General features: G+C 39.5%; 18 protein-coding genes. 10 read left to right on the top strand and 8 right to left on the bottom strand.

Annotation, left to right across the window (positions count from 1 at the left end):
* The first annotated feature begins 309 nt into the window (after positions 1 to 309).
* The gene (locus tag MKP09_RS21370) at positions 310 to 1,338 is read left to right on the top strand and encodes a M23 family metallopeptidase (protein WP_240832288.1); all 1,029 of its coding nucleotides are present in this window, start codon (positions 310 to 312) and stop codon (positions 1,336 to 1,338) included.
* Between the two features lie 33 nt (positions 1,339 to 1,371).
* On the opposite strand, the gene MKP09_RS21365 is transcribed toward MKP09_RS21370, so the two are convergent.
* The 3 genes from MKP09_RS21365 to MKP09_RS21355 all read right to left on the bottom strand — a co-directional run bounded on the left by MKP09_RS21365 (position 1,372) and on the right by MKP09_RS21355 (position 2,604).
* Positions 1,372 to 1,776: a type II toxin-antitoxin system VapC family toxin gene (locus tag MKP09_RS21365; protein WP_240832287.1), complete on the bottom strand. Its 405-nt coding sequence runs from the start codon at positions 1,774 to 1,776 to the stop codon at positions 1,372 to 1,374.
* Positions 1,773 to 2,018 carry a hypothetical protein gene (locus tag MKP09_RS21360; protein ID WP_240832286.1) on the bottom strand — a complete coding sequence of 82 codons (246 nt, stop codon included), beginning with the start codon at positions 2,016 to 2,018 and terminating at the stop codon, positions 1,773 to 1,775. Before MKP09_RS21360 ends, MKP09_RS21365 begins: the two co-directional genes overlap by 4 nt.
* Before the next feature lie 172 nt (positions 2,019 to 2,190).
* On the bottom strand, positions 2,191 to 2,604 hold the full coding sequence (locus MKP09_RS21355; protein WP_240833352.1) for a type 1 glutamine amidotransferase domain-containing protein: 414 nt from the start codon (positions 2,602 to 2,604) through the stop codon (positions 2,191 to 2,193).
* 301 nt (positions 2,605 to 2,905) lie between these two features.
* On the opposite strand from MKP09_RS21355, the gene rmuC reads away from it, so the two are divergent.
* The 3 genes from rmuC to MKP09_RS21345 all read left to right on the top strand — a co-directional run bounded on the left by rmuC (position 2,906) and on the right by MKP09_RS21345 (position 4,812).
* Positions 2,906 to 3,808: a DNA recombination protein RmuC gene (gene rmuC / locus MKP09_RS26825; RefSeq protein WP_262915561.1), complete on the top strand. Its 903-nt coding sequence runs from the start codon at positions 2,906 to 2,908 to the stop codon at positions 3,806 to 3,808.
* A complete protein-coding gene (locus MKP09_RS21350; protein ID WP_262915560.1) occupies positions 3,805 to 4,449 on the top strand; it encodes a DNA recombination protein RmuC in 645 nt (214 codons plus the stop codon). The genes rmuC and MKP09_RS21350 overlap by 4 nt, the downstream gene beginning before the upstream one ends.
* 96 nt (positions 4,450 to 4,545) lie before the next feature.
* Positions 4,546 to 4,812, top strand: a complete 267-nt coding sequence (locus tag MKP09_RS21345; protein WP_240832285.1) for a hypothetical protein — start codon at positions 4,546 to 4,548, stop codon at positions 4,810 to 4,812.
* An 89-nt stretch (positions 4,813 to 4,901) separates the two neighbouring features.
* Here MKP09_RS21345 and MKP09_RS21340 read toward each other — a convergent pair whose 3' ends face one another.
* The gene (locus MKP09_RS21340; protein WP_240832284.1) at positions 4,902 to 6,449 is read right to left on the bottom strand and encodes a helicase HerA-like domain-containing protein; all 1,548 of its coding nucleotides are present in this window, start codon (positions 6,447 to 6,449) and stop codon (positions 4,902 to 4,904) included.
* 376 nt (positions 6,450 to 6,825) lie between these two features.
* Between MKP09_RS21340 and MKP09_RS21335 the strand changes: the two genes are divergently transcribed.
* Positions 6,826 to 7,524: a response regulator transcription factor gene (locus MKP09_RS21335; RefSeq protein WP_240832283.1), complete on the top strand. Its 699-nt coding sequence runs from the start codon at positions 6,826 to 6,828 to the stop codon at positions 7,522 to 7,524.
* Positions 7,525 to 7,648: 124 nt separating this feature from the next.
* Here the strand turns inward: MKP09_RS21335 and ruvB are convergent, their stop codons facing one another.
* Positions 7,649 to 8,686: a Holliday junction branch migration DNA helicase RuvB gene (ruvB, locus tag MKP09_RS21330; RefSeq protein ID WP_240832282.1), complete on the bottom strand. Its 1,038-nt coding sequence runs from the start codon at positions 8,684 to 8,686 to the stop codon at positions 7,649 to 7,651.
* Between the two features lie 191 nt (positions 8,687 to 8,877).
* Here ruvB and MKP09_RS21325 point away from each other — a divergent pair, with 191 nt between their 5' ends.
* The gene (locus tag MKP09_RS21325; protein ID WP_240832281.1) at positions 8,878 to 9,456 is read left to right on the top strand and encodes a DUF4082 domain-containing protein; all 579 of its coding nucleotides are present in this window, start codon (positions 8,878 to 8,880) and stop codon (positions 9,454 to 9,456) included.
* A 59-nt stretch (positions 9,457 to 9,515) separates the two neighbouring features.
* Here the strand turns inward: MKP09_RS21325 and MKP09_RS21320 are convergent, their stop codons facing one another.
* Entirely contained in the window at positions 9,516 to 10,832 is a 1,317-nt protein-coding gene (locus MKP09_RS21320; protein WP_240832280.1) for an OmpA family protein, read from the bottom strand.
* A gap of 470 nt (positions 10,833 to 11,302) precedes the next feature.
* Here MKP09_RS21320 and MKP09_RS28930 point away from each other — a divergent pair, with 470 nt between their 5' ends.
* The gene (locus MKP09_RS28930; protein WP_490355056.1) at positions 11,303 to 11,416 is read left to right on the top strand and encodes a hypothetical protein; all 114 of its coding nucleotides are present in this window, start codon (positions 11,303 to 11,305) and stop codon (positions 11,414 to 11,416) included.
* Between the two features lie 154 nt (positions 11,417 to 11,570).
* On the opposite strand, the gene MKP09_RS28435 is transcribed toward MKP09_RS28930, so the two are convergent.
* Complete coding sequence (locus MKP09_RS28435) at positions 11,571 to 13,229, bottom strand: class I tRNA ligase family protein (RefSeq protein WP_394801133.1); 1,659 nt, start codon at positions 13,227 to 13,229, stop codon at positions 11,571 to 11,573.
* 26 nt (positions 13,230 to 13,255) lie between these two features.
* Positions 13,256 to 14,767: an endonuclease domain-containing protein gene (locus MKP09_RS28720; RefSeq protein WP_449587074.1), complete on the bottom strand. Its 1,512-nt coding sequence runs from the start codon at positions 14,765 to 14,767 to the stop codon at positions 13,256 to 13,258.
* Positions 14,768 to 15,070: 303 nt separating this feature from the next.
* Between MKP09_RS28720 and MKP09_RS21300 the strand changes: the two genes are divergently transcribed.
* The 3 genes from MKP09_RS21300 to MKP09_RS21290 all read left to right on the top strand — a co-directional run bounded on the left by MKP09_RS21300 (position 15,071) and on the right by MKP09_RS21290 (position 17,071).
* Positions 15,071 to 15,958, top strand: a complete 888-nt coding sequence (locus MKP09_RS21300; protein WP_240832279.1) for a cell division protein FtsX — start codon at positions 15,071 to 15,073, stop codon at positions 15,956 to 15,958.
* Between the two features lie 150 nt (positions 15,959 to 16,108).
* Positions 16,109 to 16,354 carry a DUF3098 domain-containing protein gene (locus MKP09_RS21295; RefSeq protein ID WP_240832278.1) on the top strand — a complete coding sequence of 82 codons (246 nt, stop codon included), beginning with the start codon at positions 16,109 to 16,111 and terminating at the stop codon, positions 16,352 to 16,354.
* 66 nt (positions 16,355 to 16,420) lie between these two features.
* Complete coding sequence (locus tag MKP09_RS21290) at positions 16,421 to 17,071, top strand: undecaprenyl-diphosphate phosphatase (protein WP_240832277.1); 651 nt, start codon at positions 16,421 to 16,423, stop codon at positions 17,069 to 17,071.
* The last annotated feature ends 37 nt before the right edge of the window (positions 17,072 to 17,108 follow it).

The raw sequence follows: 17,108 nt of genomic DNA, 5'->3' as shown, positions 1-17,108 counted from the left end.
GTATTTTTAAATAAGAATAAACCACATAGTTGCATAGGATGTCGTGATACTAAAAGGAAACATAAAACACATAATAGCCTAATTGCCGGTTGCTGTGATCCGCCTTCGGCGGTATCTATATATCCTTATAAGAATTAAATACTATGTGCCTATGTGGTTAAATTGTTTGGGCGGAGTTCTTAAATAAATATTCAACCGTTTTTCAAAAAGTCATCTCGGCACAGTTTTGTATTGTCTCTTCTTATGAAGTATTGGCCATACGTATTCATATGTTTTCTTATCATCTCTTGCAAACAGCTTCGCCCGCTGTTGCAAAAAACAGTACGTGGCAAATACGAAAGTGGTTTCAGTAAAAAAGATAGCGCCTTTAATACATGGAAGAGGGCATACGAAACAGCTATGGCTCAGCCATTATCAATAGAACTTCCTTTTGTATTCAGCATGCAGATAAGGCAAACAAGCGCATCCGCACTGATTTATAAAACCGCATTGAAAGGAGGAGAAATGCTGATAGCTGAACTGCAAAAGCCAAGTGATAGTAGCACAATTTTTCTCGAACTTTTTTCTTTGCTAGCTACTAGCTCCGGAACCGATGCCCCGCTAGCCGAACTTAAGGAAAAAGAGCATCGCGTGAGTTGGGTGGCAGCTACTAATGATAGCGTGCTAATCAGCTTACAGCCTCCAATTGGAGATTCTGGTATTTATCATATCAGAATTTATACACAACCTGCATACCTGTTCCCTGTAGCGGGCAAAGGCAACAGTGCTATTCAAAGTTATTGGGGCGCTGCCCGCGACGGAGGCGGAAGGTCGCATGAAGGGATAGATATTTTCGCTTCCCGCGGCACTCCTGTTGTTGCGGTAGCAGATGGAAGTATTGGCTTTACAGGTGAGAAAGGACTTGGAGGCAAACAGGTTTGGCTACGCGAAAATGTGGCTGATTATAGCGTTTACTATGCGCATTTAGACAGCATCAAAACATCGAATGGCAGCAGCGTTAAAAAAGGCGACACTTTAGGCTTTGTAGGAAATACAGGAAATGCCGCCGGTGGTGCTCCCCATCTTCATTTTGGTGTGTATGGTAGAGGTGGCGCTGTTAATCCTTTACATTTTGTAAGACAACAGGATATTCCTGATTATAAAAAATTCTCCATCAATGATTCTGTTATCCAAAGATCCGGCAATACTGTATTACGAAGTGGCCCCGGCTCTAAATACTCCACCATTATCCAGCTTCAAAAAAATGAAAGTTTAAAAGTACAGGCGAGATCAGGAAACTGGTTACATGTATTAGCTAATGATAGCCTGGCAGGTTTCGTTCAAAAATCAGGTATTTGAGATAAGGAAGCAATACAGTATTGTGTGTTCGTGCTATTCTACTGTCGTCCAATCTTCCAATTTAATTTCGCTAATACGTTTAAAATGATTTGTATTGTTAGTAACCATGATCAACTTATGTGTTACAGAAGTCACACCAATCAAAAGATCAAAATCGTCAATTGGAGTTCCAGCTTTTTGTAGTCGAGCCTTTTCTTTTGCGTACAAGTCTAAGCAATGAAAAATAGGGAGTATTTGTACGCCGGTTAAGAAGTTGTCTAAGGTTTTTTTATTTTTTTCAGGTTTCTCACTTTTCTCAACACCAAATTTAAGTTCAGCCAAAGTCATCTCGGAAATAAAGCAATTATCTGCGGCTGCATTGTCAAATTTTGCCTCCAGGTCAAACTTGCCTTTCATGTAAAATATGGCAATATTGGTATCAATGAGATACTTTTTCAAAACGATTCGATTTGCCTGGTGGAAACTCTGCTGTTACGGATTTCTTCTATAATTTCTTCTGCAGTCTTTTTTGAATCAAATGCACCAAAGGCTTTTTTAAAGGACGATTTTTTATTGCTCAGGTCAGTCTTAATTGAAGCGGTCAACTTAGTGATAAGATCAAGTTTGTTGTTTGTGCTTAAATTGTCTAAAAGACCAATGTAACCGTCAACAATTGTGGTATTTATTTCTGCTGCTCTCATAGTGTCAAATTTATGAATAATAGCTGAAAGTTTTATAGATCACCGATTTGTAAATTGTCTCGAAGCGTGACGCACAATAATAGCTTTTACAAAAGCTGTGGATCTAAATAATGGTGTTTGCATAAAAAAAGACCGCTCGTTAAGGGCGGTCTTTCTTTGATTGATTTAATAATTACACGTGAATACCTTCTTTGATCTCTTCCACCAATTTCTTATTAAAAGCGGGAAGGTCTTCAGGCGTACGGCTGGTTACCAATCCTTCGTCCACCACAACTTCCTCATCCACCCAATTTGCGCCAGCATTAATAAGATCCTGGCTTATTGCTTTTACAGAAGTAAGTTTTCTGCCATTTACAACATCCGCATTTATCAATGTTTGCGGGCCATGACAAATAGCTGCTACTGGTTTTCCCTGGTCAAAAAAATCTTTCACAAAACGCACTGCTTCGTCATTCGTACGCAACTTATCCGGATTAATAACGCCTCCAGGCAATACCAATGCATCGTATTCATCTGCAGTCACATCATTTAAAGTTTTATCAACTGTATATTCAGGCCCCCAGTTTTTATTAGTCCATGCTTTTATAGAACCCGCTTCAGGGCTTACGATATGCGCTTCCCAACCTTGCTGCTCAATATGTTCTTTAGAGATTTTAATTCGCTTTCTTCAAACCCGTTTGTAGCGAGTATAGCTATTTTCTTGCTCATGATTTAGTGTTTAGAGGTTCATTACTTTTTTATCAGGTAATAAGGTCCAAAAACCAGACCCGAAAAAACAAAACAACTTTTTACTTTGTTAAATAAATATAAAAGAACAGGCACGACGAGCTGTGAAACATTACCTGCAGTTTGCAATTCCTATATTCGTAACATATCAGTTATTTAGCATGGAAATTATATTATACCTATCGATCGGAATTATTATCGGACTGTTAATTGGATGGCTTATTGCCAAAAGCCGCGCATCATCTGAATTGCAGCGTGTTAAAGAAGCAGCCCAGGAAAAATATGGCACGTTGGAACGGGAGCTGGTTACTTTAAAAGCCACATCGGCATCGCAGTTAGAAGCAGCAAATGATGCATTGATCGTTCGTCAGCAGGATTTAGTATCCTTAAAACAAGACCTTATTGCTGCCAATGCGGAACTTGATAACACACGTCAGCAATATGCCTCGGTAAAAGCAGCATACGATACATCAAGACAAAACTTTATTGAAAAAAACAATGAATTGTTAAGAACACGTTCTCAATCGGAACAGCTTTTAAAAGAACACGCTGCTCTTCAGCAACAGCTTGCTACTGCAATAGCAACCAACAATGCTTTGAATGAAAAACTTCAAACCCAAAAAATAGAAATGGAAGCGATGGGCAAGAAGTTCAACACCGAGTTTGAGAATATTGCCAATAAAATACTGGAAACAAAAACAGGCACATTTACTGAATTGAATAAAGCGAATATGAAAACACTCCTGGAGCCATTGGGAGAAAATATCCGCGAGTTTAAAAAGCAAGTTCAGGACTCTTACGGTAAAGAAAGCAATGAACGTTTTTCTTTACAGAATGAAGTGAAAAACCTGGTACTGCTGAATCAACAACTAAGCAAAGAAGCGCAAAACCTGACACGAGCTTTAAAAAGCGAATCTAAAACCCAGGGACGTTGGGGAGAATTAATATTGGAAAGAATACTGGACAAATCCGGGTTGCGAAAAAACGAAGAATTTTTTATGGAACACCAGCTATATGGTGTTGACGGCAAAGCACTGCTTAGCGCAGTAAGCGGTAAAAAATGAGGCCAGATGCGTTGATCGTTTATCCAGATAATCGGCATGTGATCATTGATGCAAAAGTATCTTTGACTGCTTTTGTACGATACGCAGAAGCCGAAGACGAAACATTGCAAGAGGCTGAATTGCTGGCACATGTTCGATCAGTAAAAGCCCATATTGATGAATTGCATGTAAAGGCTTATGATGATTACGATAAGGCAATGGATTTTGTAATGATGTTTGTGCCTAATGAGGCTGCTTATTTCGCAGCCTTAAAAGGCGATGCCAATATTTGGGAATATGCTTACGATAGGCGTATCCTGCTTATAAGTCCCACTAATTTAATTGCTGCGTTGAAATTATTAGCCGATCTGTGGAAGCGGGAAAGAAATGAAAGGAACAGCGAAGAAATTGCCAACCGCGCCATGAAAATGTATGAGAAGCTGATCAGTTTTGTAGAAAATCTGGATGGCGTAGGAAAACAACTTGATACTGCCCGTATTAAATATGATGATGCCGTAAAACAACTTCATACAGGAAAGGATAATTTCTTTTCGCAAGCCGGTAAAATGAAGCAATTGCTGAATTATAGCCGGCCAAAAGATTTTCAACAGGCAAAGTTGGACTTGGGAGCAGATAACGATTTCGGAGAAATGGAAAAGTAAAAAATAAGACCTTAACAAATCAATAAAAAACTATTCGCTTTTTTTAACGTCAATCATTTAATTATCTAAATTTGATTTTAATAGAATTTATTTTTTATGTCAGAACATATAATTGAAAAAGAGGAGTTAGCAAATTACACGATCATTCCGGCAGAGGAAGACAAAACCGCCTTTTGGAAAGAAAAATTACAATATGCGGTAAGGCTGGGAAACGAGTTTAAAAGCAAAACAAGCATTACATTCAATACAAGCGAAGGCGAACGAACGGTTTTTACTACAGTATGGTCGCTTACAGATAATTACTTAACACTTAAAGCAGGAAGGCTTATTCCGCTGAACAGCGTGATTAATGTGCATTATTAAAGTAGCGAGTAGGGAATAGAATGTGGCGAGTACGATTTGCCCACGCTTATCATAGCCCACGGTTTAAACCGTGGGCTATGATAAGCAAATTAAAACCAGCTTTTTGTTTTTCTTCTCCGGCTTCCGCCGCTGAGACCAATAGCGCCCAATAGCGAGCGCACAATTTGGTTACCGGCTGTACGCATCATGCCTTTCACAATAGTGTTATCCAAAATCCCCTTTTCCTGCTTTTGCGTTTTTGCTTCTTCTTTTTGTTTTACGGCTTCGGCGTTTCTATTAGCAGCTTCTGTTAATTTCTGGTTCAATATTTCATAAGCGCTATTACTGTCAATGGTTTCATTGTAATGCCTGGCAATTTTCGAACTGTTTGCAATGCTGCTCAGCTCTGCTTCTGTCAGCACATCCATCCGGCTTTGAGGTGCACGCAACATACAATGCACCAGCGGCGTTGGTATTCCTTTTTCGTTGAGCAGTGTTATCAGCGCTTCACCAATACCCACCTGCGTAAGCAATTCGTCGGTTTTATAAAATTCACTTTCAGGATAATTCTCCGCAGTTTGTTTAATCACTTTTCTGTCGGCAGCGGTAAACGCACGTAAAGCATGTTGCACCTTAAGCCCCAATTGCGACAATACCGAAGCGGGTACATCCATCGGGTTTTGCGTGCAGAAATAAATGCCAATACCTTTTGAGCGGATCAGTTTTATAATGGTTTCAATCTGATCTAACAATGCATCACTTGCTTCATTAAAAATCAGATGAGCTTCATCGATAAACAGTACCAGCTTGGGTTTATCCGAATCACCTTCTTCGGGGCTGGATGCATACAACTCTGCCAGCAATTGCAACATAAATGTAGAGAACAGCTTAGGCCTGTCCTGCAAATCAGTAACACGCACAACAGATATCATGCCGCGCCCGTCGCCACTAATACGCATCAGATCCTCCACATCAAAACTTCTTTCTCCAAAAAACAGATCGGCGCCTTGTTGTTGCAATTCGATTACTTTTCTAAGAATAGTTCCGGTAGAAGTTGTCGAAACTTTTCCATAGTCTTTTTCTAATTCAGCTTTCCCTTCATCGCTTACAAATTGCAGCACTTTAATAAAATCCTTTAAATCTAATAAAGGCAGTTTATTGTCGTCGCAATATTTAAAGATCATCGAAACCAGGCCACCTTGCGTATCATTTAAATCAAGAATTTTGGATAGCAGAATTGGCCCAAACTCGCTTACCGTCGCGCGCATACGCGTACCCTTTTCATTGCTAAGCGTTAAAAATTCTATCGGGTATGCAGCAGGTTTAAATTCAATACCCAATTGCTGGCTACGAGAATTGATTTTTTCATTCGTCTCACCCGCTGCACCAATGCCACTTAAATCGCCCTTAATATCCATCAGCACAACCGGAATACTGGCATCGCTCAATCCTTCCGCCAGTACCTGAAGTGTTTTGGTTTTACCGGTGCCTGTAGCGCCTGCAATAAGTCCGTGCCGGTTCAATGTTTTAAACGGAATCAAAACATCCGCCCCTTCTACAACCTGGCCATCAAGCATGGCGCGGCCTATTTTATAACTTTCACCTTTAAACGTATATCCAGCCTGCACAGCTTCCTGAAACTTTAATGCATCAGCCATAGTAATTTTTTTGAATATACTATGGATAATTCAAAAGGAAAAATTCATCGCGGCTAAATCAGTATGATATTTTTATGTTACCAGCAATAAATATATGGCATCAGCCTTGCCACGCTCGCTTCATCGTCCCGACTATATAGGCATCCTACATAAACGATTTTTATGAGACCTCCCGTGGTTTTAAAAACCACGAAGGTCTTTTAAATCGCCAGCAAAAGCCTTTTCAACCCTGCCCGTTCGGTCAGGCTGACCTTCAACTTGTTAACTTTTTCAACTTCCCGTCTCCCCATCTTTAACAAAAAATTCGGCTGCCGATTATGTATGTATTAAAACCATTAACTTTATTTGTTGTTAGAAAACATTAAATATTAATACAATGGAAGCAAATAAACCGCACCTATTATTGTGTGAAGATGATCCTAACCTGGGAAATGTGTTGAAGAATTATTTAGAGTTGAACGATTATGAAGTAACTCTTGAAAGAGATGGACGACTGGGCCTTGCAGCTTTCCAAAGAGAAAAATTTGATCTTTGCCTGCTGGATGTAATGATGCCTCACATGGACGGCTTTACACTTGCAGAAGAAATACGCGATATTGATGCAGATGTACCCCTTTTCTTTTTAAGCGCCAAAACCATGAAAGAAGATATTATTCAGGGTTACAAACTAGGCGCTGATGATTATATCACCAAACCTTTCGACAGTGAAGTTTTATTGCTTAAAATAAAAGCTATTTTAAAGCGCAACGAGGAACTGAACAAAGAAACGGAAAACAAAGAGTACACGCTGTCGAGTTATCATTTCAATCCTAAACTTCGCCAGTTAATACATGCCGACAATACGCAAACACTTTCTCCTAAAGAAAACGAGTTGTTGAAAATGTTGGCAGAGCATTTAAATGATCTGTTACCACGTGAACAAGCATTAAAAAAAATCTGGGGAAGCGATACTTACTTTAATGGCCGCAGCATGGATGTGTACATCGCCAAATTAAGAAAGTACCTGAAAGATGATGATAAAATTGAGATCGTGAATATTCACGGTAACGGTTTCAGGCTGGTGGTGCAAGCGTAAAGGATGAGGATTTAATTTTAAATGGATAAATCCATTTATTAAAATAATTTCAACAACTCATAGCCCAAGAATTAATTCTTGGGCTATGTTGAATAAATAATACAGAACCGTTTTAATGTTTAATTTAGAACCCCAGGTCCATCATCGGGGAACCACCACGGTTGGGCTTTTTGCCCAAATGTTCATACGCCTTATGCGTTACTTCACGGCCGCGCGGTGTTCGTTGTAAAAAGCCTTCTTGAATTAAAAAAGGTTCGTAAACCTCTTCGATCGTTCCGGCTTCTTCGCCTACCGCAGTTGCAATAGTTGTAATACCAACGGGGCCTCCTTTAAATTTTTCAATGATCGCAAGCAATATCCGATTGTCCATTTCATCAAGACCATACTCATCTACATTCAACGCTTTTAAGGCATGTTGTGTAATGCCCAAATCAATTTCACCATCATTTAAAACCTGGGCAAAATCACGCACACGGCGTAACAGTCCATTAGCAATACGAGGCGTGGCACGGCTTCTTGCTGCTATTTCTTTTGCCGCCTTTTCTTCAATACTTACTTTCAAAATATTTGCTGAACGCAAAACAATTTTTGTTAGAACTTCTGCGGTATAATATTCAAGCCTTGACTTTATTGCAAACCTTGAAAGCAACGGAGCTGTAAGCAATCCGCTGCGTGTTGTAGCGCCAATCAGTGTGAACGGATTTAGAGAAAGCTGTATACTTCGTGCATTGGGACCAGTATCGATCAAAATATCTAACCGGTAATCCTCCATCGCTGCATACAGATATTCTTCAACAACATTACTTAAACGATGTATTTCATCAATAAACAAAACATCATTCGGCTCCAAAGATGTAAGTAACCCTGCTAAATCTCCGGGTTTTTCAATAACCGGGCCGCTTGTTTCTTTAATATTTACGCCCAACTCATTGGCTACAATGCGCGACAGTGTTGTTTTTCCAAGGCCGGGAGGACCGTGAAACAGCACATGATCTAACGCTTCACCTCTAATTTTAGCGGCTTTTATAAATATGGTCAGGTTTTCAATAAGCTGAGGTTGGCCGGCAAATTCTTTTATCTGACCGGGGCGAATCGTATTTTCAAATTCACGATCTGCGGTATTAAGCCCTTGTTTCTCTTTATTCAAATTAGGATTGTTCATCAGACTTCAAAGATAGTTATCAATAGCTGCAGTTAATACAGGCAACATTGAAACAAGCCGGCTTTAATAATTATATTATTTTTAAATTAAATCCGTTATGCTCGTATTTTCGTATTTAAATCTGCTCTACAATAATTTACTCTTGAAAATTCGGGTGAATAGGAGAGCAAATGAAAGAAAACAATAAACTGATGAAAAGTGCAATTTTTGCTGTATTGGTAGCTTGCCTGGTAATGAGCAGTTGCACAAAAGATCAGATAAAATCCTATCCTGAAGAAGACCCGCTGTTAGAATTTCTCGCTGTTAGTGGTTTTAGCGAAACAACAGCGCGCATTGTCAATTCAGGTAACTATGAGTTTGGCATAACATTTACCTCTAAAGTAAATGGAATGATCAAAGCTATCAGGATTAAAATACCTGATAATGCAACTAATATTAGAGTTACATTTTGGGATGCCAGCAATCAGGAAGTGATCAGGACAGAAACTGTGAATAATGTGTCAAATGGAATAGACCTCGTTCATGATATACAATCGCTACCTATAGAAATGAACAAGCGGTATACGATCACTTTCAACTCTGACGATTGGTATATCAGAAAAAGGGTTGATGATACGCCAGCAATGTATCCCATAACAGTAGGTAATATCACTATTGAGAGTTATGGATCTGGAACAGGTAGACAACAAGTCTTCCCCACTTTAACCAGCACAAGTTATTACGCCGGCGATCTTTTTTCATTTTCCAACAAACTAATTAAACAGCATTGAGCTAACTATGGAAAAGCTGCTTCCCGTAAGAAGCCGCTTTTTAAGATTCTATATGATTGTTACTTGGTTGCTACTTTCAGGTCAACCCTTCTGTTTTGAGCTTTACACTCAGGCGTATCGTTAGCCGGGCAAACCGGAAAATCTGACCCGTAGCCTTGGGCTTCTACAACTCGTTTTTCTGAAACACCAGCACCAACGAGTTTTTTAGCAACAATCTTTGCCCTTTCCCTCGAAATCTCTTTATTGATTGCAGCGTCGCCTGTATTATCAGTATATCCTCCCAGTTTAATAGATGCAGTCGGGAAATTTTTAAGTATGGCCGCAATATTTTTGACTTGTGTAGCCGATTCGGAAGTCAAATCAGACACTCCTGTTTCAAAGTACACACGATCTAATACGATCCAGTTGGCAGACTTATTAGCTGTATCAACAACAAAAGATGCGTCGTTCAGCATATTATACAATTTCACTTCTGTACTTTTTTCACCTACTGTTAATGTTGTTCCATCGGCTAATTTTATTTCTTTGTTGGCACCAACATCGTAAATATAATTGCCCGAAACCGTATCCAATGTGCCCGAAACAAGAGCCGAGGTAGTGTTTGCCATACTATCCACTGGAGCTGTAGCCACAGTATCAGAACCTGTCATTCCGTCTCCTTTATTGCAGCCTTTTCCCATTAACCACCACAATAGGAATGCAAGCGCAGCCAAAAGCAACAATGGTAATAACGATTTCAGTCCGCTGCCAGTTTTTTCAGTCTGCTCGGTTGAATAGTTGTAGGTAGCAGATGTTGTATCGCTTACATCTGTCATCGCTTCCCTTGAAGAACTACCAATAGCGCCAAGCCCCAGCATAGCGCTTAATCCACCAAGATCAGATGGCATAGCATTGACAATGCTACTTTTCTGATCACTCAGAAGTTTGGAAAAGCCACTTGCGTTGAGATTATTATCTTCCGCCTGTTTTCCAAGTAAGGCCATTATCAATGGTGTTATAATACTGATAAGCGTACCTGAAGAGGAATTCTTTATCTCGGCGAAGTTTGAAATCGAATCAATAATAGTACTCGATTGGCCACCAAACACCTTATTAAACCAACCTGTGCCTTTCGAAAGCAGATCTGCGTTGCCAAACAAAGAGTCCAGATTACCCAGCAATCCGGTGTTATTCGCATCCCTGGCAGTATCCAGCAACTGCTGAGAGTCTGCTTCAGATTCGGTTCCTTTAGCAACAACTCCACCTAATATCGACGGCACCAGTCCTGCTATTGCTTTAGAAATACCACCCTCACTTTCGCCTAAAAATGAACTGGCTTTGGAGATCAGATCTTGTGAAACATAGTTCTTAACAAGATCCACAATGTTGATTGACATGGTCTGAATTTTTAATTATTAAATTTTGATTTAAGAAACTTTATATATGAAAAGTAGGAAGTTTTCATTGGCATTTGAATATAGGTGTATTATCGTTTTTACTTGGTCGAATCAGGATGATGCTTGTTCAATTTATTTAACCAAAGCATACGGAATGAATCAGCTTCTGACACCATTGCAAAAAACGTTCCCAAATTTTCAAAGTGTTGATCATTAAATTTTCTATAAACAAATTACAACTTATTAGAATACGAATCGTGTTTGTATTTCTCTGGAAATAAAAAAACTAACAAAATGAAACAACTACAGTCAAAGCAAATTGTCGCAGCTTTGCTATTGTTATTATTTGCACTGCTTTTATCAACAACACAAAAAATTATGACGCTAAAGCTCTTACCGGAATGTGGGAACCCGAAACCCCGCAGGGAACCCGAGCAGATTTATTAAGGCATTAGGACGGACGGAAATATATCCAATATATTACCAACCAAAACGGCCACGCCATTTCTATGAAAGGAACTTGTGAAGTTACTTCAGACAATGCTTTCACCGAGAAGATCGAAAAAGCTTTTATCCTGCGCTGAATGGCTCAACAAATAACATAACCTACAAAAAGATTGATGATAAAACTTTAGAATTAAGCTTTTTAGTTGGCGGCAAAGAATATAAAGAAAAATATCGCAAGCTTTCTTTTGTTCAATAAGATTCTTTATAAAAAACATAGTTGTGTAGCGCTTGCTACACAACTATGTTTACCATTTTATTTTTTACGTAAATAATTTTCTTAGGCATTTTGCCTTCTACCCATTTTTGTACTGTTTCATTTTTCAAAACCATTTCTTCTATTTCCTTTTGCTCAGCGCTTAAGGAAATGTTCATGGTAGTACGCATTTTACCATTGATAGAAATAGGGTATTCTTTGCTGGTTTCAACTAAATATTTTTCTTCCAGTTTTGGATAGGCTGCATCAATAACCGATGTATTGTTGCCTACAGCTCTCCAAAGTTCTTCAGCAATATGCGGTGCATACGGCGCCAGCATAATTAGCATTGCCTGCAAAATATCTTGCTTATGGCATTTCAGATCAGTAAGTTCGTTTACCAAAATCATAAAGCCACTTACGCCAGTATTAAAACTAAATCGCTCCGTGTCTTCTTCTATTTTTTTGATAGCGCGATGCAATACTTTCAATTCAGCATCAGTAGGCGCATCAGTAGTAACCTGCCAAACCGATTCGCCGCTGTTCATTTCTTTATAAAACAAACGCCAAAGTTTTTTAAGAAAACGGTGTACGCCTTCAATGCCTTTTGTGTCCCAGGGTTTACTCATCTCTACCGGGCCTAAAAACATTTCGTACATACGGAAAGTGTCGGCGCCGTATTTTTCAACCAAATCATCAGGATTTACCGTATTATATTTGGTTTTAGACATTTTCTCTGTCTCTGTGCCACAAATGTACTTTCCTCCTTCAAGTATAAATTCAGCATCAGCAAATTCCGCATTCTTCCACTTTTTGAAGGCTTGAGTATTCAACTCAACACCATCAACAAAGTTTACATCAACATGTATTTTATCCAATAATTTTCCTTCGTACTCAGTATCGTTAGAAATCAGACTATAAGATACAAATTGATTTGTTCCATTAATTCTATACACAAACCTTGAACTTCCCTGAATCATTCCCTGATTTACCAATCTTTTAAAAGGTTCATCAAAACCGATGTGGCCCAGATCGCACAAGGCTTTCGTCCACATACGGCTGTACAGTAAATGCCCAACCGCATGTTCTGTACCACCGATATATAAATCTACCTGGTTCCAATAATCCGTTGCTTTACGATTGGCAAATTCATTATCATTTTGCGGATCCATGTATCGTAAAAAATACCAGGAAGATCCCGCATAACCGGGCATCGTATTTGTTTCCAGGTTTTTCGATGTCCATTCAGGAATATTTGCCAAAGGCCCTTCTCCTTCCGGGCCGGGACTATAAGAATCAACTTCAGGAAGCGTTAAAGCCAGCTCTTCTTCATCAAGCGCATAGGCAACACCATTGACCCATTTAACAGGAAACGGCTCACCCCAATAGCGCTGGCGACTAAATGCCGCATCACGCATTTTATAATTTATTTTTCTGGTGCCGATGCCTTTTTCTTCAATGGCTTTTATGGCCACTTCCATTGCATCGCGCATTACTATTCCATTTAAAAAGCCGGAGTTTTGTAACACCGCATCTTTTGTAGGATTGGCTTCTTCACCATTGAAATGGTCACCAATGATATTGGTGATAGGAATATCAAAATGTTTCGCAAATTTAAAATCTCTTTCATCGCCGCAAGGCACAGCCATAATAGCACCCGTGCCGTATCCTGCTAAAACATATTCCGAAATCCAGATAGGAATTTCTTTTCCATCAAAAGGATTTAGGGCGTAAGCGCCGGTAAATACACCGGTGATTTTTTCTCAGCCATGCGCTCACGTTCGCTGCGGCTTTTTACGTAAGCAATGTATTCATCCACCGCTGCTGTTTGTTCCGCCGATTTAATTTTATCAACTAATTCATGCTCGGGCGCTATAACCATAAAGTCGACACCAAAAATAGTGTCGGGGCGAGTTGTGTAAGCTCGCAACCTCACCCCCGGCCCCTCTCCTAAAGGAGAGGGGAGCGCATCCGCAATAATTTTAAGCCTCTCTTTTATAATCGACACAACATTACCAATATTGTTTTCAACTTCTGCGTTTGTAAATCGTAATACATCAAAACCTAGTTCATTGAAGTAAGCGGTTCTTGCTATGTCAAAATCCTGCTGTTCCTTTTCGTTATGATATTCGCCATCGACTTCAATGGCAAGTTTGGAGTTTATAAAAATAAAATCTACAATATATTCGCCTACTGCATGTTGCCTTCTTACTTTTTGACCTAATTGGTTGTTTCGCAAATGCTGCCATAAAATATCTTCGGCATCAGTTGCATTTTTTCTATTTTCTCTTGCAAATTCCTTTAAAGTTTTCCAGGTTTTGCTGTCTGTCGTATACAGTTTTCTTTCAGTCGGGGTCTTGTCCCCCTCTCCTTTAGGAGAGGGGTTAGGGGTGAGGTTTATTTCAAACTCAATTTCCGCTCCTGAAGATTTGCCAATCCAGTTGGATTGCATTTCTTTCATTGCATCGCTGAAATCCACTGTTTGCAAGCCCTGCAGCAAACGATCGGCATATTCGGTAATGCGTAAATACCATTGACGTAGTTTCTTTTTTACAACCGGGTGACCGCCACGTTCACTTACGCCATTAACTACTTCATCATTGGCCAAAACAGTTCCCAATGCCTCGCACCAATTTACTTCGCCGTAGCCGCAATAAGCCAGGCGGTATTCCATTAAGATGGATTGTTGAGTGGCTTCGTCGAAGCTGACCCACTCAGTTGAGGTAAATTGTGAATTGTGAATTGTGAATTGTGAATTACTTAATACAAATTTCTCATTCGGCACAGGATGATTTACATTTCCTTCCTGTTCAAAAAGCTTTATTAAACCAGCAATTGGTTCGGCTTTTTGTGTTTGACGGTTGAAAAATGAATTGAACAGTTGCAGAAAAATCCATTGCGTCCACTTGTAATATTTGGGATCGCTGGTGCGCACTTCCCGGCTCCAGTCGTAACAAAAGCCAATATTGTCTAATTGTGTACGAAAGGTTTCAATATTTTTTTCGGTGGAAACTGAAGGGTGAACGCCGTTTTCGATGGCATATTGTTCGGCTGGTAAACCAAATGCATCATAGCCCATGGGATGCAACACATTGAATCCTTTTAAGCGTTTGTATCGCGCATAAATGTCGCTGGCAATATAGCCTAAGGGATGACCCACATGCAAACCTGCGCCACTTGGATAAGGAAACATGTCGAGCACATAAAACTTAGGTTTTGTGCTTTCATTGCTCACTTTATAAGCCTGCTCATCTTTCCATTGCTGCTGCCACTTTTTTCTATCGAATTAAAATTGTAGTCCATAAGCCCCTCTTGACCTCCCCAAAGGGGAGAGAATTGAAGTCGATTTAATGCTTCGGGCGTTTTGCGAAGAATATGTGGTTGATTGCTGCACTACAGTTAACGCTGTGCGACGCAATACCGATGCCCTATATTCATCTGCCCGGTACATAAAAATCAACGGTTTATTGTAATTTTTTTATGTGGCGGCAAATTTAAGCATTGTAGACCGGATACACTAAATTTGCGAGGCTTGGTTGTGAGCAAATTGTATAATTATGGCGGAAAAAACAAAGGCAGTAAAACGTGGCAAAGCGTCTTACTTTATGAGCATCCTGGGTGTAACGCTGGTGCTTTTTTGCTTGGCGTTATTGGCTGGCTGGTGATTAATACGCGGACACTGGGGCAACATTTTAAAGAAGAAGTGGAAGTGAATGTGTACCTGCGCGATCCTTTGGCTGCTGCCGACAGCGCGGCTTTGGTGCAATATATTGCAGGCAAACCGTACATTAAAGAATATGTTTTTACTACTAAAGAAATGGCAAAAGCCAGATACCTGGGCGATGGAAATGAAAGCTGGGAAGGTATTTTAACGGAAAACCCATTGCCGCAAAGCATCGATTTTAAATTAAATTCGGAATACCTGAATGTAGATAAGCTTGCAGAAATCAAAGCCGATCTGGAAAAGCAAACATATGTTACGGAAGTGAAGTACCCGGAACTGCTGGTTGGCGGCCTTGATAGTAAAATTAAAATAGTGAACTGGGTATTGTTGGGCGTGTCTTTATTATTGTTATTGGCAGCAATTGTATTGATTGATAACACCATTAGACTGGCCATGTTTAGTAACAGATTTACGATAAAAACGATGCAAATGGTGGGCGCTACGCGATGGTTTATTGCAAAACCGCTGGATTTGCGCGCTATTTTAAATGGAGCTATAAGCGGCGTTATTGCGATTGTTGCTGTGCTGTTAATTATTAGAAGCGCTAAAAAAATGTTGCCGGAGCTGGCGGCGATACAAGACAATTCTCAGCTGGCTTTGCTATTTACCGGCATGCTGTTATTAGGTATTCTAATCACACTGGTAAGCACACATACAAGTGTTTTAAAATATTTGAAAAAGAAACTAGACGATTTGTATTGATTTTTCTGAGTTTAAACAGGGCTCACTAATAACATGTAAATTGGATAAAAAAATCTGTGCACATCTGTGATTTCTGTGAGATACTCCATTTTATTAACGGTTATTTTGAAAAAACAATATTAATATTGCACCATTAAAACATTCTCAATTATGTCAGAAAATAATGTAAACGTTAATAGCCCGGTTCTTTTTGGCAAAAGCAATTATATGTGGATGCTGATTGGAGTAATCGTAATTGCAATCGGCATGTTTTTAATGGCAGGCGGAAAGAGTGATAACCCCGCTGAATTTAAACCGGAAGAAGTGTATAGCACAACACGTATTACTATCGCTCCTATACTTATTATTATTGGTTTGGCCATTGAGTGTTTTGCTATTTTCAAAAAATCAGAATAGATTTTTCTTTTTTAAAATATGTACAGGCGATGCAGAGCAGTATCGCCTTTTTTATAAACTTTTTCTATGAGCATTATTGAAGCGATTATCATCGCTATTGTTGAAGGAATTACTGAATATTTGCCCGTTTCATCTACCGGCCACATGATCATCGCCAGCTCATTTATGGGTATTGAAAAGGAAGAGTTTACTAAGCTTTTTGAAGTTGCGATTCAATTAGGAGCAATACTGGCGGTTGTGGTGCTTTACTGGAAAAAGTTTTTTGATTTTAGTCGCTGGCAATTTTATGTAAAGCTGATTATTGGTGTCATTCCGGCTTTATTATTAGGGTTTTTATTTTCTGACAAGATTGATGAAATGCTGGAAAGTCCAACAACGGTAGCCGTTTCATTGCTACTGGGCGGTATTGTTTTATTGTTTATTGATAAAGCATTTAATCACCCAACAATTCATTCTGAAAAAGAAATCACTTACGGCAAATCTTTTATAACCGGCCTTTGGCAATGTATTGCAATGATTCCCGGAGTAAGCCGCAGCGCCGCCTCAATAATTGGCGGCATGCAACAAGGGCTTACCAGGAGCGCAGCAGCGGAGTTTTCTTTTTTCTTGCCGTTCCTACAATGGCCGCAGCCACTTTGTATTCTCTTTTTTAAAGAAATGGAATGTAGCGGGTGCGGAGCAAAAAGGTTACGAATTGATTACTCAATCTTCGGATAATATGATTGCTTTTGCGGTAGGAAATATTGTTGCTTTT

This window comes from Paraniabella ginsengisoli (genome assembly GCF_022513635.1).
Lineage (GTDB): Bacteria > Bacteroidota > Bacteroidia > Chitinophagales > Chitinophagaceae > Niabella > Niabella ginsengisoli.
This window is presented reverse-complemented; position numbering and strand designations above follow the sequence as displayed.